The 18,464-nt window shown below is 45.3% G+C and carries 15 protein-coding genes and 8 tRNA genes; all 23 read left to right on the top strand.

Going from position 1 to position 18,464, the window contains the following annotated elements; translation table 11 throughout:
• Positions 1-49 precede the first annotated feature (49 nt).
• The 23 genes from ODU37_RS08710 (at position 50) to purD (ending at position 18,450) form a co-directional block, all read left to right on the top strand.
• Positions 50-123 (top strand) — tRNA-Pro (locus ODU37_RS08710).
• A 12-nt stretch (positions 124-135) separates the two neighbouring features.
• A tRNA-Met gene (locus ODU37_RS08705) sits at positions 136-209 on the top strand.
• A 16-nt stretch (positions 210-225) separates the two neighbouring features.
• Positions 226-299 (top strand) — tRNA-Ile (locus ODU37_RS08700).
• A 6-nt stretch (positions 300-305) separates the two neighbouring features.
• Positions 306-395 (top strand) — tRNA-Ser (locus ODU37_RS08695).
• Between the two features lie 10 nt (positions 396-405).
• A tRNA-Met gene (locus tag ODU37_RS08690) sits at positions 406-479 on the top strand.
• 14 nt (positions 480-493) lie between these two features.
• Positions 494-566 (top strand) — tRNA-Phe (locus ODU37_RS08685).
• Between the two features lie 31 nt (positions 567-597).
• Positions 598-671, top strand: a tRNA-Ile gene (locus ODU37_RS08680).
• Between the two features lie 12 nt (positions 672-683).
• Positions 684-771: transfer RNA gene (locus tag ODU37_RS08675), tRNA-Ser, on the top strand.
• A 59-nt stretch (positions 772-830) separates the two neighbouring features.
• Positions 831-1,667, top strand: a complete 837-nt coding sequence (gene mreC, locus ODU37_RS08670; RefSeq protein ID WP_105158613.1) for a rod shape-determining protein MreC — start codon at positions 831-833, stop codon at positions 1,665-1,667.
• Positions 1,657-2,172, top strand: a complete 516-nt coding sequence (gene mreD / locus ODU37_RS08665) for a rod shape-determining protein MreD (RefSeq protein ID WP_002935339.1) — start codon at positions 1,657-1,659, stop codon at positions 2,170-2,172. The genes mreC and mreD overlap by 11 nt, the downstream gene beginning before the upstream one ends.
• Before the next feature lie 84 nt (positions 2,173-2,256).
• Entirely contained in the window at positions 2,257-3,513 is a 1,257-nt protein-coding gene (gene pcsB / locus ODU37_RS08660) for a peptidoglycan hydrolase PcsB (RefSeq protein WP_105158612.1), read from the top strand.
• Positions 3,514-3,615: 102 nt separating this feature from the next.
• Positions 3,616-4,584: a ribose-phosphate diphosphokinase gene (locus ODU37_RS08655; RefSeq protein WP_002935337.1), complete on the top strand. Its 969-nt coding sequence runs from the start codon at positions 3,616-3,618 to the stop codon at positions 4,582-4,584.
• An 86-nt stretch (positions 4,585-4,670) separates the two neighbouring features.
• Positions 4,671-5,849, top strand: a complete 1,179-nt coding sequence (locus ODU37_RS08650; RefSeq protein ID WP_105158611.1) for a pyridoxal phosphate-dependent aminotransferase — start codon at positions 4,671-4,673, stop codon at positions 5,847-5,849.
• On the top strand, positions 5,836-6,618 hold the full coding sequence (recO, locus tag ODU37_RS08645; RefSeq protein WP_024385103.1) for a DNA repair protein RecO: 783 nt from the start codon (positions 5,836-5,838) through the stop codon (positions 6,616-6,618). Before ODU37_RS08650 ends, recO begins: the two co-directional genes overlap by 14 nt.
• On the top strand, positions 6,615-7,622 hold the full coding sequence (gene plsX, locus ODU37_RS08640; RefSeq protein ID WP_105158610.1) for a phosphate acyltransferase PlsX: 1,008 nt from the start codon (positions 6,615-6,617) through the stop codon (positions 7,620-7,622). Before recO ends, plsX begins: the two co-directional genes overlap by 4 nt.
• A complete protein-coding gene (locus tag ODU37_RS08635; RefSeq protein ID WP_014637254.1) occupies positions 7,615-7,863 on the top strand; it encodes a phosphopantetheine-binding protein in 249 nt (82 codons plus the stop codon). Before plsX ends, ODU37_RS08635 begins: the two co-directional genes overlap by 8 nt.
• A gap of 117 nt (positions 7,864-7,980) precedes the next feature.
• Positions 7,981-8,688: a phosphoribosylaminoimidazolesuccinocarboxamide synthase gene (gene purC / locus ODU37_RS08630; protein ID WP_105158609.1), complete on the top strand. Its 708-nt coding sequence runs from the start codon at positions 7,981-7,983 to the stop codon at positions 8,686-8,688.
• Between the two features lie 12 nt (positions 8,689-8,700).
• Complete coding sequence (locus tag ODU37_RS08625) at positions 8,701-12,420, top strand: phosphoribosylformylglycinamidine synthase (RefSeq protein WP_105158608.1); 3,720 nt, start codon at positions 8,701-8,703, stop codon at positions 12,418-12,420.
• Between the two features lie 2 nt (positions 12,421-12,422).
• A complete protein-coding gene (purF, locus tag ODU37_RS08620) occupies positions 12,423-13,877 on the top strand; it encodes an amidophosphoribosyltransferase (RefSeq protein ID WP_105158607.1) in 1,455 nt (484 codons plus the stop codon).
• A 56-nt stretch (positions 13,878-13,933) separates the two neighbouring features.
• Positions 13,934-14,956 (top strand): phosphoribosylformylglycinamidine cyclo-ligase, encoded by a 1,023-nt coding sequence (gene purM / locus ODU37_RS08615; RefSeq protein ID WP_044763151.1) that lies wholly within the window; start codon positions 13,934-13,936, stop codon positions 14,954-14,956.
• Complete coding sequence (gene purN / locus ODU37_RS08610) at positions 14,953-15,504, top strand: phosphoribosylglycinamide formyltransferase (RefSeq protein ID WP_024415592.1); 552 nt, start codon at positions 14,953-14,955, stop codon at positions 15,502-15,504. The genes purM and purN overlap by 4 nt, the downstream gene beginning before the upstream one ends.
• Positions 15,505-15,513: 9 nt before the next feature.
• Positions 15,514-17,061: a bifunctional phosphoribosylaminoimidazolecarboxamide formyltransferase/IMP cyclohydrolase gene (gene purH, locus ODU37_RS08605; protein ID WP_192872536.1), complete on the top strand. Its 1,548-nt coding sequence runs from the start codon at positions 15,514-15,516 to the stop codon at positions 17,059-17,061.
• 126 nt (positions 17,062-17,187) lie between these two features.
• Entirely contained in the window at positions 17,188-18,450 is a 1,263-nt protein-coding gene (purD, locus tag ODU37_RS08600) for a phosphoribosylamine--glycine ligase (protein ID WP_105158606.1), read from the top strand.
• Positions 18,451-18,464: the final 14 nt, after the last annotated feature.

The raw sequence follows: 18,464 nt of genomic DNA, 5'->3' as shown, positions 1-18,464 counted from the left end.
CATCACTCGCTTAATGGAGACGTTAGGGGAGCTTTATTTTTAATAGTATCGGGAAGTAGCTCAGCTTGGTAGAGTACTTGGTTTGGGACCAAGGTGTCGCAGGTTCGAATCCTGTCTTCCCGATTATATTATTTTGGCGGTGTAGCTCAGCTGGCTAGAGCGTCCGGTTCATACCCGGGAGGTCGGGGGTTCGATCCCCTTCGCCGCTATATACTCTTGTTTGCTGGACCTTTAGCTCAGCTGGTTAGAGCTCTCGGCTCATAACCGAGCGGTCGTAGGTTCGAGTCCTACAAGGTCCATATATTGGAGGATTACCCAAGTCCGGCTGAAGGGAACGGTCTTGAAAACCGTCAGGCGTGTAACAGCGTGCGTGGGTTCGAATCCCACATCCTCCTTTTCTACTACCGCGGGATGGAGCAGCTAGGTAGCTCGTCGGGCTCATAACCCGAAGGTCGTAGGTTCAAATCCTGCTCCCGCAATTTCTTTAAGATGTGGCTCGGTAGCTCAGTTGGTAGAGCAATGGATTGAAGCTCCATGTGTCGGCGGTTCGATTCCGTCTCGCGCCATTAATTTAACTTTGTCCAAGTTTATTATCTTGGGCGCGTAGCTCAGATGGTTAGAGCGCACGCCTGATAAGCGTGAGGTCGGTGGTTCGATTCCACTCGTGCCCATATTATATTGATGGAGAATTACTCAAGAGGCTGAAGAGGACGGTTTGCTAAATCGTTAGGTCGGGTAACTGGCGCAAGGGTTCGAATCCCTTATTCTCCGTAGTGAACGAGATTATCGCTTGATATTCTCGTTTTATTGTATTTTGGTGAGGGTCTATTATGAATAAATTTTCAAAATTAGTAGTAGTTGTTTCTATCTTTTTATTACTGTCATTTTCTCTTTTGTTTGTTACTTTTTCTAAAGGGTTACAGGTACCATATTTAAATAACCTTATCAGTGTTGTTGTGTCGCCAATTCAATCGGTTATTTCAGTGCCTACTAGATTTTTTTCTGAGCAGAAAGATGTCTTGACAGATTTGATTAACGCTTACGAGGAAAACAAACAATTAAAGGAAGCTATTATGAGCCTTGAAGGGATGGCTGCTGAAAATACTAGCTTGAAAGAAGAGAATGCATCGCTTCGTAGTAGTTTAGGTGTGGTGTCTGATTTTCCAGAAAAACAACTTATTCCAGGATCAGTTTTAGTGAGGACTCCTTCATCGTGGTCGGAGCATATTTCAATTAATATTGGTGAGACTAGTGGTGTGTCATCTAATGCACTTGTGGTTGCTAATGGTGGATTAGTTGGCATCGTGAGTTCATTGAGTTCAGATTCGGCGGTTGTTACCTTATTTACGAATTCGGATGAATTCACGAAGTTGCCTGTGAAAATTTCTGTTGATTCTAAAGAAATTTATGGTATTTTATCGGGCTATGATGCAGATACAAATAGTTTTATCATTAATCAGTTGAACTCAGCTGATGAAATTGCAGTGGGTAGCAATGTTGTAACGAGTGATTTGGCTGGTGCGACTCCGGCAAATGTCCAAATTGGTAAAGTTTTATCGGTTAAATCAAATAGTAACAGTTTAAATAGAGAAGTATATGTTGAGCCGACAGCTAGTTTTTCAAACATTTATTCGGTTTTAGTGGTAGGTCAAACAAATGCGCAATAAAATGATAGAAATATTCATGTTTCCCATCTTGTTCTTTATTTTATTACTTGATGGACAGATTTCAACGTTGGTAACAAATTGGTCGGTCGGATTATTTACTATTTCAAGTCATTTGGTACTTATGTTAGCTATTTTTTATGCTAACTATGTATCTCTTGGTTTTTCATTATTCATATTTACTTTGCTAGGTTTGGTATATGATATTAGTTATCTTAATCTGATTGGTATTGCTACTACAACTCTTCCTTTAGTTTTGTATTGCATCTATTTCTTCTTTCAAGGTGCTGTCAGCAAGCGAGGAATTAATATTTTGATTTTACTAGTAGCTATTTTTCAATTTGAATTTATTAGTTATTCATTTGCTCGCATTTTTCATATAACAAACTTGTCTGTGTTTATCTTTGTTTTTAATAAATTACTTCCAAGTTTACTATTCAATTTGGTCTTATTTTTCGTATTACAACCGTTATTTGAGCGTTTATTTGGAATAACAAATAAGACATAGAAATGTAATAATTGCGTAATATACTTACGCGATTTTTTTGATAGAATGAGAGAGTCAGAAAGTATAGAGGAGTTATGTTCGGATATGAAGAAAAAAATCTTGGCTACAATTATGTTAAGTACAGTCGTTCTATCTAATGCTAATTATGTAGCTGTGATTAGTGCGAATGATGTAGATAGTCAGATTGCAGCAAAAAATCAACAGATTAGTGAGTTGACAGCACAACAAGCAGAAGCTCAACAACAAGTTGATGCTATTCAAGGACAAGTTGATGCAATTGTTAGTGAACAGGCGAAATTAACAGAAGAAAATACTCGTTTGGAAGCAGAATCGCAGACATTGGCGGCAGATATTGAGCGTTTGTCAGCTGATATTGTATCGCGTGATGGTGCTTTGAGGGAGCAGGCACGTAGTGCTCAAATTGATGGTTCTGCTTCAAGTTACATTAATACAATTTTGGATTCAAAATCAATCATTGATGCTGTTTCTCGTGTTAATGCAATGCGTGAGATTGTTTCAGCTAATAACCGTATGTTGGAACAACAAAAGGCTGATAAAGAAGCGATTGTTGAAAAACAGAAGGCAAACCAAGAAGCAATCACTACTTTGGCTGCTAATCGTCAGAAATTGGAAGATGATGCCCAAGTATTGCAAGTACGTCAAGCTGAATTAGAAGCTGCTAAGTTAAATTTGGCTGTGCAGAAAGCTACTGCTGAAGACGAGAAGAATTCATTACTGGAGAAAAAGGCAGTAGCAGAGGAAGCGGCTCGTCAAGCGGCCGCTCGTCAGGCTGAGTATCAAGCGCAACAAGCTTCTCTAGCGCAACAACAAGTGGCTTCAGTATCGGCACCTGTTGTGTCAACTCCAGTGGCGACTGCAGTGACTGAAACGGTTGCAGCCCCTACTCAGACAGTATCACAATCTACACCAACGGTAAGCACACCTACAACGTCTACATCATCAGGTTCAGGTAGTTCAGCGGCAGCAAATAATGCGCGTTATGACGCTTCATCTTACCCAGTTGGTGAGTGTACTTGGGGAGTTAAATCTCAACTTTCATGGGTTGGTCCTTACTGGGGAGATGCTAAACAGTGGTTAGCATCAGCTCGTGCAGAAGGTTTTAACACTGGTTCTATTCCAAGAGAGGGTGCAATTGCTGTTTGGACAGGTGGCTATTATGGACACGTAGCTGTTGTTACGGCTGTTCAATCTTCAACAAGTATCCAAGTTGTTGAATCAAACTACATGGGTCGTCGTTATATTGGTAACCATCGTGGTGGTTATTTCAATCCAACAACGACTTCTGAGGGAGCAGTTTACTACATTTACCCTCCATATTAAGAAATTTTCAAATAGAGCGTGTGGATTTGCGCTCTATTTTTGTTTGAAAAATGAAGGAAAAAGGGTTAAAATAGTAAAGGTAGAAATATATAGGAGGCTGTCATGGCGTTTACTGACTTAAAATTGTTCGCTCTTTCGTCAAATCAGAAGTTAGCTGAACAGGTGTCGAAAAAAATAGGAATTCCTCTTGGAAAATCAAGTGTTCGTCAATTTTCAGATGGTGAGATTCAGGTAAATATTGAGGAATCCATTCGTGGAACTCATGTGTATATTCTTCAATCCACTAGCTCACCAGTTAATGATAATTTAATGGAAATTTTGATTATGGTCGATGCTCTTAAACGTGCATCTGCTGAATCAGTAAACGTAGTAATGCCTTATTATGGTTATGCACGCCAAGATCGGAAGGCTCGTGCACGGGAACCAATTACATCAAAATTGGTGGCTAATATGTTGCAAACAGCGGGGGTCAATCGTTTGTTGACAATTGATTTGCATGCTGCGCAGATTCAGGGATTCTTCGATATTCCTGTTGATCATTTGATGGGTGCTCCATTGATTGCGGATTATTTTGAACGTCGTGGTATGGTAGGTGATGGCTATGTTGTTGTATCACCTGACCATGGTGGTGTGACACGTGCCCGTAAGTTAGCACAGTTCTTGAAGACACCGATTGCTATTATTGATAAACGCCGTAGTGTTGATAAGATGAATACATCAGAAGTGATGAACATTATTGGCGATATTAAGGATAAAACTTGTATCTTGATTGATGATATGATTGATACTGCGGGTACCATCTGTCATGCAGCGGATGCTTTGGCAGATGCAGGGGCAACAGCTGTTTATGCTTCATGTACGCATCCAGTATTGTCAGGGCCTGCTATGGATAACATTAGTAAGTCAGCAATTAAGAAATTGGTTGTTCTTGATACAATTGAAATTGCAGAAGATCGCTTAATCGATAAAATCGAACATATTTCAACGGCAGAATTATTAGCGGAAGCGATTATTCGTATTCATGAAAAACGTCCTTTGTCACCTTTGTTTGAGGCAAGTCGTGTTAAATAGGTATGTGAAGAGTCAAATGACTCTTCTTTTTTACATTTATTTTCAAAATGTATTATAATAGTTTTATATGTTTTTGAGGTGGCAGAATGGATTTATTAAATCGTTTTAATAAGAATTTGAATCGGATTGAGGTTTCGATGATTCGTCAGTTTGATCAGTCTATTTCGGATGTTCCAGGGATTTTGAAACTGACCTTGGGAGAGCCTGATTTTACAACGCCTGATCATGTCAAAGAAGCGGCTAAGGCTGCAATCGATGCTAACCAGAGCTATTATACTGGTATGGCTGGTCTTTTGGAGTTGCGCCAAGCAGCAGCTGAGTTTGTGGCTGAAAAATATAATTTACACTACAATCCAGAAAATGAAATCCTCTCTACAATCGGTGCGACAGAAGCTCTATCAGCGAGTTTAGTTGCTATTTTGGAAGCTAGAGATACGGTACTTCTACCTGCACCTGCCTATCCTGGTTATGAGCCGATTGTCAATATGGTGGGGGCAGACATTGTTGAGATTGATACGACGGCAAATGATTTTGTTTTGACACCTGAGATGTTGGAAGAGGCGATTATTGAGCAGGGGGATAAGCTAAAAGCTGTCATTCTCAACTATCCTGCCAATCCAACGGGAGTGACCTACTCACGTGAGCAAATTCAGGCCTTTGCGGATGTCTTGCGTAAGTATCCTGTCTTTGTCCTATCAGATGAGGTCTATGCGGAGTTGACTTACACTGGTCAGCCCCATACTTCGATTGCGGAGTTTTTGCCAGAACAGACCATTTTGATTCAGGGATTGTCCAAGTCCCATGCCATGACAGGTTGGCGGATTGGCTTGATTATGAGTCAGGCTCCCATCATCGCTCAAATCATCAAGAGCCACCAATATCTCGTGACTGCAGCGTCAACTGCTATGCAGTATGGTGCGGTTGAGGCCTTGAAAAACGGTAAGGATGATGCTCTGCCAATGCGGGCGGAGTACGTCAAGCGTCGGGATTACATCATCGAGAAGATGACGGACTTGGGCTTTAAAATTATCAAGCCTGATGGTGCGTTTTACATCTTTGCAAAAATCCCTGCGGGTTACAATCAAGATTCCTTTAGCTTCTTGCAAGACTTTGCGAGAAAGAAAGCGGTGGCCTTAATTCCGGGTGCAGCCTTCGGTCAGTATGGAGAAGGCTATGTGCGAATTTCCTATGCAGCAAGTATGGAGAAAATTCAAACAGCCATGGCTCGTTTGAAGGAATATCTAGAAGAAAATGGAACGAATTGAAACTAGGGGATTAGTCCTTTACAATCGGAATTTTCGAGAAGATGACAAGCTGGTCAAGATTTTTACAGAGAAGGCTGGCAAGCGAATGTTTTTTGTGAAACATGCCTCTAAGTCCAAGCTGGTAGCTTCTATCCAGCCTTTGACCTATGCGGATTTTATCGTTAAAATCAATGATGATGGTCTGTCTTATATCGAAGATTTTCATCAGGTACAGCCATTTAAGAATATTAACGGCGATATTTTCAAGCTTAGCTATGCTACCTATATCTTGGCCTTGGCAGATGCGGCCTTGCAGGATAAGGTTTATGACCCAGCCCTCTTTGCATTTTTGGTCAAGACCTTAGATTTGATGGAGTCGGGTTTGGACTATGAAATTTTGACCAATATCTTTGAAATTCAACTCTTGGGACGATTTGGGATCAGTCTGAATTTTCACGAGTGTGCTTTTTGTCATCGGGTTGGCTTGCCTTTCGACTATTCCTACAAGTACAGCGGTGTCTTGTGTCCGCAACACTATCAACAAGATGAGCGACGGGCTTATCTGGATCCCAATGTTCCCTATCTACTTGATCAATTTCAGGCTATTTCCTTTGATGAGCTGGAAACCATTTCCATCAAGCCTGAGATGAAGCGAAAATTACGGCTTTTTATTGACCAGCTGTACGAGGAATATGTGGGGATTCACTTGAAATCCAAGAAATTTATAGATGATTTGTCTTCTTGGGGGCAGATTATGAAACCAAGAACAGAAAATGAGGAAACAGAATGAAACGTATTGCAGTAGATGCTATGGGTGGGGACCATGCCCCTCAGGCAGTGGTAGAAGGTGTCAATCAAGCCTTGGCTGCCTTTCCAGATATTGAGATTCAACTTTATGGTGATGAAGCTAAAATCAAGCAGTATTTGACAGCGACTGAGCGTGTCAGCATTGTCCATACGACGGAGAAAATTAATTCAGATGATGAGCCTGTCAAGGCTATTCGTCGTAAGAAGGAGGCTTCTATGGTCCTAGCGACCAAGGCTGTCAAGGATGGTCAGGCAGATGCAGTCTTGTCAGCTGGAAATACAGGTGCTCTTTTGGCGGCAGGCGTCTTTGTCGTCGGTCGCATCAAGAACATCGACCGTCCTGGTCTTATGTCTACCTTGCCGACTATGGATGGCAAGGGATTTGATATGATGGACTTGGGGGCAAATGCTGAAAATACAGCTCATCACCTCTATCAGTATGGTATCCTTGGCTCATTTTATGCGGAGCATGTGCGTGGGGTCAAACAACCTCGTGTGGGACTTTTGAACAACGGTACGGAAGATACCAAGGGCACGCCAGTTCACCAAGAGGCCTATAAACTCTTGGCGGAAGACAAGTCGATTAACTTTATTGGCAATGTGGAGGCGCGTGAATTGCTTAACAGCGTGGCGGATGTGGTCGTGACGGATGGTTTCACGGGAAACGCTGTGCTGAAAACAGTTGAAGGGACTGCAAAATCCATCGTTGGTCAGTTGAATGGCTCAATCAAGAATGGTGGTCTGCGTGCTAAATTGGGTGGTCTTTTGGTCAAGCCAACCTTGAAAAAGGCCTTGGGGGCGATGGACTATAAAACTGCAGGTGGTGCTGTCTTGCTTGGTCTGAAAGCACCTGTCATCAAGGCGCACGGATCCAGCGATGCTCAGTCAATTTTCTATACGATCAAGCAGACGCGTTCGATTTTGGAGGCTGGCATTGTTGAAAAATCAGTGGCCAAATTTTCAGTAGTGGAGGAGAGTCATGACTAGAGAGCAGGTCTATCAGCGGGTTGTTGAATTAATTCAGGATGAAAAGGGAGAAGATTTTCAAGTTCAACCTGAATCTACTTTGGCAGATAATATTGCAGCAGATTCAGTAGAAATCATGGAATTTGTTCTTAATTTGGAGGATGAATTTCATGTAGATGTCCCAGATGCTGCTATTGAGCATTTCGAGGTCCTATCTGATATTGTTGATTTTATTTATGAAGAAGTGAAAAAACGTTCGTAGTTTACGGGCGTTTTTCTTTGTTTTTTCCTAAATAACCGTAAATTTGTTGTGAATACGAATATTGTGTGTTAGAATAAACGAAAAGACTAGAATATTTTACGAAAGGCGAAGATTCTCATGAAAACAGACCTTCTATATTCAGGAAAAGCCAAAGACATCTACGCAACGGCTGACCGCGACCAGATCGTTGCGGTTTATAAGGATCAGGCGACGGCTTTTAATGGTGGTAAGAAAGAACAGATTGTCGGTAAGGGCCGGCTCAATAATCTGATTTCCTCTTTGATTTTTGAAAAATTGAATGAAGCGGGTGTCCAGACGCATTTTATCAAGCGTTTGTCGGATACGGAGCAGTTGAATAAGAAGGTGGAGATTATTCCTCTTGAGGTTGTTTTGCGAAATGTGACAGCTGGGTCTTTCTCAAAACGCTTCGGGGTGGAGGAAGGGATAGCCTTACCTACTCCTATCGTGGAATTTTACTATAAAAAAGATGAATTGGACGATCCTTTTATCAACGATGAACATATTTTTTTCCTTAATCTAGCTAGTTCAGAAGAAATCGCCTATATCAAGGAAGAAACACGGCGGATTAATGAGTTCTTGAAGGACTTGTTTACACAGATTGGGCTGACTTTGGTGGATTTCAAGCTAGAATTTGGGGTTGACTCGTCTGGTCAGATTTTATTGGCGGATGAGTTTTCTCCTGATAATTGTCGTTTGTGGGATGCGGATGGCAACCATCTGGACAAGGATGTTTTCCGTCGGGGTCTCGGGGAGTTGACCGAGGTTTACGAGGTCGTATTGGCAAAGTTACAAGAAGTGAAATAAGGATTGGAAGATATGGCGAAGCGGATTTTTGTTGAGAAGAAGGCGGATTTTCAGATTAAGGCGGAGGCTCTTCGCAAGGAGTTGACCCATAATTTACAGTTGACAAGTTTGATGAGTGTACGTCTGGTGCAGGTGTACGATGTTTTCCATCTGGAGGAGGACTTGCTGGAGCAAGCTATTAAGCATATCTTTACCGAGCAGGTGACGGACAAGGTCTTGTCGGAAGCGGAACTGGACTTGGCGGAGGCTGCTTATTTTGCGATTGAGGCTCTTCCTGGTCAGTTTGACCAGCGGGCGTCCAGCAGTCAGGAGGCCCTTCTCTTATTGGGCAGTCGTCAGGAGGTGCGTGTCAATACAGGTCAGCTCTATATTTTGAATGGCGATGTGCGGGAAGAAGAGTTGGCTGCTATCAAGAACTATTTGCTGAACCCTGTGGATTCGCGGTTCAAGGACTTGGATGCTCCTTTGGTGGCTCAAGAGTTTTCGGTGTCAGATACGACTATTCCAAGCTTGGACTTTTTTAATAGCTATGGGGCGGAAGAATTTGCAACCTACAAGCGTGAAGCTGGCTTGGCTATGGAAGTGGAAGACCTGCTCTTCATTCAGGACTACTTCAAGTCAATCGGTCGAGTACCAACTGAAACAGAGCTCAAGGTCTTGGATACCTATTGGAGTGATCACTGCCGTCATACGACATTTGAAACAGAACTGAGGTCTATAGACTTTTCAGCTTCAAAATTCCACAAGCAATTGCAGGCGACTTATGACAAGTATCTGGCTATGCGAACAGAGTTAGGTCGGACAGATAAGCCGCAGACGCTTATGGATATGGCGACTATTTTTGGTCGCTATGAGCGGGCAAATGGTCGTCTGGATGACATGGAAGTGTCAGATGAAATCAATGCCTGCTCGGTGGAAATCGAAGTGGATGTGGACGGCGTGAAAGAGCCATGGCTCCTCATGTTCAAGAATGAAACCCACAATCACCCAACAGAAATCGAGCCTTTCGGTGGTGCAGCAACCTGTATCGGCGGAGCCATTCGTGATCCTTTGTCAGGACGTTCCTATGTCTATCAGGCCATGCGAATTTCAGGTGCGGGCGATATTACCCAGCCTTTGATTGCGACTCGTCCAGGGAAATTGCCACAGCAAATCATTTCTAAAACAGCAGCACATGGTTATTCTTCATACGGTAACCAAATTGGTCTTGCGACCACCTATGTACGTGAATATTTCCACCCAGGCTTTGTCGCTAAACGTATGGAGCTAGGCGCCGTAGTCGGTGCTGCTCCTAAGGAAAATGTGGTCCGTGAAAAACCAGCCGCAGGCGATGTGGTCATCTTGTTAGGAGGCAAAACAGGTCGCGATGGTATCGGCGGGGCAACAGGCTCGTCCAAGGTACAGACAGTCGAGTCTGTGGAAACAGCTGGTGCGGAAGTCCAAAAAGGAAATGCCATTGAAGAACGCAAAATCCAACGCTTGTTCCGCAATGGTGCCGTGACTCGCTTGATTAAAAAATCCAATGACTTTGGTGCAGGTGGTGTTTGCGTTGCTGTTGGAGAACTGGCAGACGGTTTAGAAATCGATTTGGACAAGGTTCCACTCAAGTATGCAGGTTTGAACGGAACGGAAATTGCCATTTCTGAATCACAAGAGCGGATGAGCTTGGTTGTTCGTCCTCAAGATGTAGATACCTTTATCGCAGCCTGCCGTGAGGAAAATATCCATGCGGTTGTCGTGGCCAAAGTGACGGAAAAACCAAATCTGGTCATGACCTGGAATGGACAAACCATTGTCGATTTGGAGCGTTCCTTCCTTGATACCAATGGTGTGCGCGTGGTGGTGGATGCCAAGGTAGTTGACAGCCCTGTCCAGCTACCAGAAACACGTACAACATCTGCCGAAACACTACAAGAGGACTTGAAAAATCTTCTATCAGACCTCAACCATACTAGTCAGAAAGGTTTGCAGACGATTTTTGACTCATCTGTTGGTCGCACAACCGTCAACCACCCACTCGGAGGTCGCCACCAGTTGACTCCGACAGAAAGTTCGGTGCAGAAACTACCTGTCCAACACGGCGTGACGACGACGGCTTCTGTCATGGCTCAGGGCTATCATCCCTATCTGGCAGACTGGTCACCTTACCACGGGGCTGCCTATGCGGTCATCGAAGCGACAGCTCGCTTGGTGGCAACAGGGGCTAACTGGTCTAAGGCTCGTTTTTCTTATCAGGAGTATTTTCAGCGAATGGACAAGCAGGCCGAGCGTTTCGGTCAGCCAGTAGCAGCACTTCTGGGCTCTATCGAGGCTCAAATTCAGCTTGGTTTGCCCTCTATCGGTGGCAAGGATTCCATGTCTGGTACCTTTGAGGACTTGACAGTTCCGCCAACCCTGGTTGCCTTTGGTGTGACCACGGCTGACAGTCGCAAGGTTCTCTCGCCTGAGTTCAAGGCGGCTGGCGAGCACATTTACTACTTACCAGGTCAGATTTTGTCCGAAGATATTGATTTTGCCCTGATGAAGTCTAATTTTGAGGCTTTTGAAAAATGGCAGAGCGATTATGCGATTACGGCTGCTAGTGCAGTCAAGTATGGTGGTGTTCTAGAAAGTCTAGCCCTCATGTCCTTTGGAAACCAAATCGGAGCAAGAGTCGAGCTTGCAGACTTTGAAACCAGCTTGACAGGTCAGCTTGGCGGATTTGTCTTCACCTCAAAAGAAGACATTCCAGATGCTGTGAAAATTGGACAAACTACTGCTGACTTTACACTGCTTGTCAACGGAGTCAACCTAACTGGACAGGATTTGCAGGAGGCCTTTGAAGGCAAACTAGAAGAAGTTTACCCAACAGAATTTGAACAGGCGACAGACTTGCAGGATGTTCCGGCAGTCACAAGTTCAGCGGTTATAAAAGCAAAAGAAGCCGTTGAGGTGCCTGTGGTTTATATCCCAGTCTTCCCAGGTACCAACTCAGAATATGATTCTGCCAAGGCCTTTGAACAGGCTGGTGCTAAGGTTAATCTGGTACCGTTTGTAACCCTGGATGCAGAGAGTATTGAAAAGTCAGTTGACACAATGGTTGACAACATTGACAAGGCACACATTCTTTTCTTTGCAGGGGGATTCTCGGCTGCGGATGAGCCAGACGGGTCTGCTAAGTTTATCGTGACCATCTTACGAAATGCCAAGGTCCGCTCTGCTATTGACCAATTCATCGAAAAAGGTGGCCTCATCATCGGTATCTGCAATGGCTTCCAGGCCCTTGTCAAATCGGGCTTGTTGCCATATGGAAACTTTGAGGAGGCGGGTGAAAGCAGTCCAACCCTCTTCTACAACGATGCCAACCAGCACGTTGCCAAAATGGTGGAAACGCGGATTGCCAATGTCAATTCTCCATGGTTGGCGGGTGTCCAAGTTGGCGATATCCATGCTATTCCAGTTTCCCACGGTGAAGGAAAATTTGTGGTGACAGACGAGGAATTTGCTATCCTGCGGGATAATGGTCAGATTTTCAGCCAGTACGTTGACTTTACAGGTCAGCCAAGCATGGATTCTAAGTACAATCCAAACGGTTCTAGCCATGCCATTGAGGGCATTACCAGTCGCAACGGTCAGATTATCGGGAAAATGGGACATTCAGAGCGGTATGAGGACGGTCTTTTCCAAAACATTCCAGGTAAGAAAGACCAAGGACTCTTTGTTTCAGCGGTTCGCTATTTTACAGGAAAATAAATATGACATACGAAGTTAAATCACTCAACGAAGAATGCGGTGTTTTCGGCATTTGGGGACATCCGCAGGCTGCTCAGGTTACTTATTTTGGTCTCCATAGTTTGCAGCACCGTGGGCAAGAAGGGGCAGGGATTTTAGCCAATGATGGTGGGTATTTGCGTCGCCATCGTGGAACAGGTCTGATTGCAGAAGTCTTCAAAAATCCAGTAGATTTAGAAGCCTTGACAGGAACGGCTGCCATTGGTCATATCCGCTATGCAACTTCTGGCTCTGCTTCTATCAATAATATCCAGCCCTTCCTCTTTGATTTTGCAGATATGCAGGTGGGTTTGGCACACAATGGGAATTTGACCAATGCGGTTAGTTTGAAGGCTGAACTTGAAAAAAATGGTTCCATTTTCTCTTCTTCTTCTGACACTGAAATTCTAATGCACTTGATTCGCCGCAGTCACAATCCAGACTTCATGGGAAAAATCAAGGAAGCCCTCAATACTGTTAAAGGTGGCTTTGCCTACCTGATTATGCTGGAAGATAAGCTGGTCGCAGCCTTGGATCCAAATGGATTCCGTCCCCTGTCAATCGGTCGGATGAAAAATGGAGCCTGGGTGGTTGCCAGTGAAACCTGTGCCTTTGAAGTCGTCGGAGCTGACTGGGTGCGAGATGTGGAGCCTGGTGAAATTGTCGTCATTGATGATTCAGGAATTCAATATGATAGCTATACAAGAGATACGCAACTGGCTGTTTGCTCTATGGAGTATGTCTATTTTGCTCGCCCAGATTCGGTAATTCACGGGGTCAATGTCCATACGGCCAGAAAAAACATGGGTCGTCGTTTGGCCCAGGAATTTCAACATGAAGCGGATATCGTGGTTGGTGTGCCAAACTCCTCCCTATCTGCGGCTATGGGATTTGCAGAGGAATCTGGTTTGCCAAATGAAATGGGGCTAATTAAAAACCAATATACCCAGCGGACCTTTATTCAACCAACCCAGGAATTGCGGGAGCAGGGGGTTCGCATGAAGTTGTCAGCCGTTTCAAGTGTTGTCAAAGGCAAGCGCGTGGTCATGATTGACGACTCTATTGTTCGCGGTACAACTAGCCGCCGTATTGTCCAGCTTCTTCGTGATGCAGGGGCAAAAGAAGTCCATGTGGCTATCGGTAGCCCAGAACTCAAGTACCCGTGTTTCTATGGCATTGATATTCAGACCCGTCGGGAGCTGATTTCAGCCAACCATACAGTTGAGGAAGTCTGTGAGATTATTGGGGCAGACAGTCTGACCTACCTTTCTCTTGAGGGGATGATTGAAGCCATCGGCATCGAAATCGATGCACCAAAAGGCGGGCTCTGTGTGGCCTACTTTGATGGAGAATTTCCAACGCCTCTCTATGACTATGAGGAAGAATATCTCCGTAGCCTAGAAGAGAAAACGAGTTTCTACATTGAAAACGTCAAGTAAGTGACCGAGGTGTCAATGTTACTTGACAGACCTGTAAACTGTTGAAAGGAATCAAAATGACAAATAAAAATGCCTACGCCCAATCGGGCGTTGACGTCGAAGCGGGATATGAAGTTGTCGAACGCATCAAGAAGCACGTGGCTCGGACAGAACGCTTGGGTGTTATGGGGGCTCTTGGTGGTTTTGGCGGGATGTTTGACCTGACCAAACTGGATGTCAAAGAACCAGTCTTGGTATCAGGAACAGACGGTGTCGGCACCAAGCTCATGCTGGCGATTCAGTACGACAAGCACGACACCATTGGTCAGGATTGCGTGGCCATGTGTGTCAACGACATCATCGCTGCAGGTGCGGAACCACTTTACTTCCTCGACTACATCGCGACAGGAAAAAATGAACCAGCCAAGCTGGAGCAGGTGGTGGCCGGTGTGGCTGAAGGCTGTGTCCAAGCTGGTTGCGGCCTGATTGGCGGTGAAACGGCTGAAATGCCTGGTATGTACGGAGAGGATGACTATGACCTGGCTGGCTTTGCTGTTGGCATTGCGGAGAAGTCCCAGATTATCGACGGCAGTAAGGTCCAGGAGGGCGACATTCTCCTCGGTCTAGCTTCCAGCGGCATCCACTCCAACGGCTATTCCCTCGTCCGTCGTGTATTTGCAGATGTTTCTGGCGACGCTCTGTTGCCAGAACTCAATGGTAGAGCTCTGAAGGATGTCCTCTTAGAGCCGACCCGCATCTATGTCCAGCAGGTATTGCCTCTGGTAAAAGCAGGGCTGGTCAATGGTATTGCCCACATCACAGGCGGTGGCTTTATCGAAAATATTCCTCGTATGTTTGCTGACAACCTAGCAGCTGAGATTGAAGAGGACAAGATTCCAGTCCTTCCAATCTTTACAGCTCTTGAAAAATACGGCCACATCAAGCATGAAGAAATGTTTGAAATCTTCAATATGGGAATCGGCTTGGTATTGGCAGTCAGTCCAGACAAGGTTGACAGTGTTTGTCAACTAGTTGACGAGGAAGTTTACACCATTGGCCACATTATCGCCAAGGAAGACAAGAGTGTGGTCATCAAATGAAACGAATAGCAGTGTTTGCATCAGGCAACGGATCCAATTTCCAAGTCATCGCAGAGCAGTTTGAAGTAGCTTTTGTCTTTTCAGACCGTAGAAATGCCTATGTCTTGGAACGAGCTAAAAAACTAAGTGTACCAACCTTTACTTTTGAACTAAAAGAGTTTGCGGATAAGCAAGCCTACGAAGAAGCCATTATCCAACTATTAGACCAGCACCAGATTGACTTGGTGGTCTTGGCAGGCTATATGAAGATTGTGGGACCAACCCTGCTGGCTCAGTATGAAGGTCGGATCATCAATATCCACCCCGCCTACTTGCCTGAATTTCCAGGAGCCCATGGGATTGAAGATGCCTGGCAGGCTGGCGTGTCTGAGAGCGGTGTGACAGTCCATTGGGTTGATAGTGGTGTTGACACAGGACAAATTATCAAACAAGTCCGTGTGCCTAGACTGGCTGATGATACTTTAGAAACCTTTGAAGCCAGAATACATGAAGCAGAATACCAACTCTATCCAGCAGTCTTGGAAGAGTTGGGGGTAGTGAGAAAATAAGGAGAAATCATGACAAAACGTGCGTTAATTAGCGTATCCGACAAGGCAGGCATTGTAGAGTTTGCCCAAGAATTGACCAAGTTTGGTTGGGAAATTATCTCCACCGGTGGTACCAAGGTTGCCTTGGATCAGGCTGGTGTAACTACCATCGCCATTGATGATGTGACTGGTTTTCCTGAGATGATGGACGGTCGTGTCAAGACTCTTCATCCGAAAATACACGGTGGTTTGTTAGCACGTCGGGATTTGGACAGCCACCTACAAGCAGCCAGCGACCATGAAATAGGCTTGATTGACTTGGTAGTGGTTAACCTTTACCCCTTCAAAGAGACTATTTTACGTCCAGATGTGACCTATGATTTGGCGGTGGAGAACATCGACATTGGCGGTCCGTCCATGCTTCGTTCAGCAGCTAAAAACCACGCCAGCGTGACAGTTGTAGTGGATCCGACAGATTATTCGACGGTTTTAGGGGAAATAGCAGAGCAGGGAGAGACGGCTTATGCTACGCGTCAGCGGTTGGCTGCGAAGGTTTTCCGTCACACCGCAGCCTACGATGCCTTGATTGCAGATTATTTCACTAAGCAAGTAGGCGAAGACAAGCCTGAAAAACTCACCCTTACCTACGACCTCAATCAGCCCATGCGTTACGGAGAAAATCCTCAACAGAATGCGGATTTCTACCAAAATACCATTCCGACTGATTATTCGATTGCAGCTGCTAAACAGCTAAATGGTAAGGAATTATCTTTCAATAACATTCGGGATGCGGATGCAGCTATCCGGATTATTCGTGATTTCAAGAACCGTCCAACTGTTGTAGCACTCAAACACATGAACCCTTGTGGTATCGGGCAGGCAGAGACTATTGAGCAGGCTTGGGATTATGCTTATGAGGCTGACCCAGTATCGATTTTCGGAGGCATCGTCGTACTGAACAGAGAAGTGGATGCTGCGACTGCTGAAAAGATGCACCCGATTTTCTTAGAAATTATCATCGCACCGAGCTACTCGGCAGAAGCGTTAGCTATTTTGACCAATAAAAAGAAAAATCTTCGGATTTTAGAATTGGCTTTTGACGCACAGGATGCAAGCGAAGTGGAAAAAGAGTTCACAGGTGTTGTCGGCGGGCTTTTGGTGCAGGATCAGGACGTGGTGGTGGAAAGCCCAGCGGACTGGCAGGTGGTGACCGAGCGTCAACCGTCCGAGCAAGAGTGGGCAGCCATGGAGTTCGCCTGGAAGTCCTCCAAGTATGTCAAGTCCAACGGCATCATCATCACAAATGACAAGATGACCTTGGGCGTGGGGCCGGGACAAACCAACCGTGTGGCATCCGTCCGCATCGCTATCGAGCAAGCAAAGGATCGTTTAGAGGGAGCCGTTTTGGCGTCGGACGCCTTCTTCCCATTTGCTGATAACGTGGAAGAAATCGCAGCGGCAGGCATCAAGGCTATCATCCAGCCAGGAGGATCCGTCCGCGACCAAGACTCCATTGACATGGCCAATAAGTACGGCTTGACCATGGTCTTTACGGGAGTCAGACATTTTAGACATTGAGAGTTTTGGATTTAGCTCACCTCGTGTGAGCTTTTTCCATTCCCGAACATTCTTCTGTTCTTTCTATCAAAATCCGTCTATTTTTGCTATACTGTTTATAGAAAATCCGTTTTTGAGGTGTGAAAAATGAAACTTTTGGTTGTTGGGTCTGGTGGTCGTGAACATGCGATTGCAAAGAAATTGTTAGAGTCTGAGCGGGTAGAACAGGTTTTTGTAGCTCCTGGGAATGATGGAATGACTTTAGATGGTATAGAGTTAGTAAACATCGGAATTTCCGAACATTCTGCCCTGATTAACTTTGCTAAGGAAAATGATATTGCTTGGACTTTTGTTGGTCCAGACGATGCTCTGGCAGCAGGTATCGTTGATGATTTTGAAGAGGCTGGACTAAAAGCTTTTGGTCCCAGTCGTCTAGCCGCGGAGCTGGAGTGGTCAAAAGACTTTGCCAAACAAATCATGGTCAAATACGGCATTCCAACAGCAGCCTTTGGCACATTTTCCAACTTCGAAGAAGCCAAAGCCTACATCGAAGAGCAGGGGGCTCCAATCGTAGTCAAGGCGGACGGCTTGGCACTGGGCAAGGGCGTGGTCGTGGCGGAAACCGTCGAGCAGGCGGTCGAAGCGGCTCGGGAGATGCTTCTGGACAACAAGTTCGGCGACTCGGGTGCCCGCGTGGTCATCGAGGAGTTCTTGGCGGGCGAGGAGTTTTCTCTCTTTGCTCTGGTCAACGGAGACCAGTTCTACATTCTGCCGACAGCCCAGGACCACAAGCGTGCCTTTGACGGTGACCAAGGTCCTAACACTGGCGGTATGGGGGCTTACGCTCCTGTTCCCCACCTGCCTCAAAACGTGGTGGACACAGCGGTTGATACCATTGTCAAACCTATTCTGGAGGGTATGATAGCGGAAGGGCGGTCTTATCTGGGCGTGCTCTATGCTGGCTTGATTCTGACGGAGAAAGGTCCTAAGGTCATCGAGTTTAACGCCCGTTTTGGCGACCCAGAAACTCAGATTATCCTACCTCGTCTGACCTCTGACTTTGCTCAGAACATCGACGATATCCTCCATAAACGCCCGACACAGCTGACTTGGCTGGATAGTGGCGTGACGCTGGGCGTAGTCGTGGCTTCAAACGGCTATCCTCTGGAATACGAAAAAGGTGTAGAGTTGCCAGCGAAGACCGAGGGCGACATCACGACCTACTATGCAGGGGCTCATTTTGCGGAAAATAGCAGAGCACTGCTCTCAAACGGCGGTCGGGTTTATATGCTAGTCACCACAGTAGATACCGTCCAAGAAGCCCAGGAAAAAATTTACTCGGAGCTGAAAAATCAGGATACGACAGGCCTCTTTTATCGGACAGATATTGGAAGTAAGGCCGTGAAATAAGGGACAAAGAAAAG

The sequence above is a fragment of the Streptococcus sp. 2021WUSS109 genome (assembly GCF_044427305.1).
In the GTDB taxonomy this organism is placed as follows: domain Bacteria; phylum Bacillota; class Bacilli; order Lactobacillales; family Streptococcaceae; genus Streptococcus; species Streptococcus suis.
This window is presented reverse-complemented; position numbering and strand designations above follow the sequence as displayed.

Excerpts from the sequence above, each read along its gene's own strand:
- mreC (WP_105158613.1), top strand. The coding sequence starts at position 831 with ATGAATAAATTTTCAAAATTAGTAGTAGTTGTTTCTATCTTTTTATTA.
- mreD (WP_002935339.1), top strand. The coding sequence starts at position 1,657 with ATGCGCAATAAAATGATAGAAATATTCATGTTTCCCATCTTGTTCTTT.
- pcsB (WP_105158612.1), top strand. The coding sequence starts at position 2,257 with ATGAAGAAAAAAATCTTGGCTACAATTATGTTAAGTACAGTCGTTCTA.
- ODU37_RS08655 (WP_002935337.1), top strand. The coding sequence starts at position 3,616 with ATGGCGTTTACTGACTTAAAATTGTTCGCTCTTTCGTCAAATCAGAAG.
- ODU37_RS08650 (WP_105158611.1), top strand. The coding sequence starts at position 4,671 with ATGGATTTATTAAATCGTTTTAATAAGAATTTGAATCGGATTGAGGTT.
- recO (WP_024385103.1), top strand. The coding sequence starts at position 5,836 with ATGGAACGAATTGAAACTAGGGGATTAGTCCTTTACAATCGGAATTTT.
- plsX (WP_105158610.1), top strand. The coding sequence starts at position 6,615 with ATGAAACGTATTGCAGTAGATGCTATGGGTGGGGACCATGCCCCTCAG.
- ODU37_RS08635 (WP_014637254.1), top strand. The coding sequence starts at position 7,615 with ATGACTAGAGAGCAGGTCTATCAGCGGGTTGTTGAATTAATTCAGGAT.
- purC (WP_105158609.1), top strand. The coding sequence starts at position 7,981 with ATGAAAACAGACCTTCTATATTCAGGAAAAGCCAAAGACATCTACGCA.
- ODU37_RS08625 (WP_105158608.1), top strand. The coding sequence starts at position 8,701 with ATGGCGAAGCGGATTTTTGTTGAGAAGAAGGCGGATTTTCAGATTAAG.
- purF (WP_105158607.1), top strand. The coding sequence starts at position 12,423 with ATGACATACGAAGTTAAATCACTCAACGAAGAATGCGGTGTTTTCGGC.
- purM (WP_044763151.1), top strand. The coding sequence starts at position 13,934 with ATGACAAATAAAAATGCCTACGCCCAATCGGGCGTTGACGTCGAAGCG.
- purN (WP_024415592.1), top strand. The coding sequence starts at position 14,953 with ATGAAACGAATAGCAGTGTTTGCATCAGGCAACGGATCCAATTTCCAA.
- purH (WP_192872536.1), top strand. The coding sequence starts at position 15,514 with ATGACAAAACGTGCGTTAATTAGCGTATCCGACAAGGCAGGCATTGTA.
- purD (WP_105158606.1), top strand. The coding sequence starts at position 17,188 with ATGAAACTTTTGGTTGTTGGGTCTGGTGGTCGTGAACATGCGATTGCA.